Annotated in this window: 4 tRNA genes and 1 rRNA gene; all 5 read right to left on the bottom strand. The window is 51.0% G+C overall.

Annotated elements, in window-relative coordinates:
- Positions 1-116: 116 nt before the first annotated feature.
- Positions 117-192 (bottom strand) — tRNA-Ala (locus L4C36_RS23845).
- Positions 193-232: 40 nt separating this feature from the next.
- Positions 233-308 (bottom strand) — tRNA-Val (locus L4C36_RS23840).
- Between the two features lie 30 nt (positions 309-338).
- Positions 339-414, bottom strand: a tRNA-Lys gene (locus L4C36_RS23835).
- 4 nt (positions 415-418) lie between these two features.
- Positions 419-494, bottom strand: a tRNA-Glu gene (locus L4C36_RS23830).
- Positions 495-588: 94 nt separating this feature from the next.
- Positions 589-768: ribosomal RNA gene (locus L4C36_RS23825) — 16S ribosomal RNA — on the bottom strand; the annotation flags it as partial.

Below are 768 nucleotides of genomic sequence, written 5' to 3'. Positions count from 1 at the left end.
CTATTAGTGTGATCTTTCGATCACTTACTAGTCAGCTTTCCAAATTGTTAAAGAACAYTGTGTTTATCGTTAGATATCCACTTTCTAATCACACTCTTGCGAATGTATTTAGAGAGTGGTGGAGCTAAGCGGGATCGAACCGCTGACCTCTTCGCTGCCAGCGAAGCGCTCTCCCAGCTGAGCTATAGCCCCGTATGTTTTACGTCTTAGGGGACGTTCTCTAGAAGAGAAGTGGTGGGCGATACCGGGCTCGAACCAGTGACCCCCTGCTTGTAAGGCAGGTGCTCTCCCAACTGAGCTAATCGCCCACATTAGTTTTACATCGCCTGTGGAGGAGATGGTGGGTCGTGCAGGATTCGAACCTGCGACCAATTGATTAAAAGTCAACTGCTCTACCAACTGAGCTAACGACCCTAAGTGGCGTCCCGTAGGGGAGTCGAACCCCTGTTACCGCCGTGAAAGGGCGGTGTCCTAGGCCTCTAGACGAACGGGACTTAGTTTTTCTAAGTTGTTGGGCAACTTAGATGCTCTCTTACATTTCGACCAAGCAATCTGTGTGGACACTGCATAAAACAGCAGTCTATCGTTTAAGGAGGTGATCCAGCCCCAGGTTCCCCTAGGGCTACCTTGTTACGACTTCACCCCAGTCATGAACCACACCGTGGTAAACGCCCTCCCCGAAGGGTTAAGCTATCTACTTCTGGTGCAGCCCACTCCCATGGTGTGACGGGCGGTGTGTACAAGGCCCGGGAACGTATTCACGTATTC

The sequence above is a fragment of the Photobacterium japonica genome, from assembly GCF_050337005.1.
In the GTDB taxonomy this organism is placed as follows: Bacteria; Pseudomonadota; Gammaproteobacteria; order Enterobacterales; family Vibrionaceae; genus Photobacterium; species Photobacterium japonica.
This window is presented reverse-complemented; position numbering and strand designations above follow the sequence as displayed.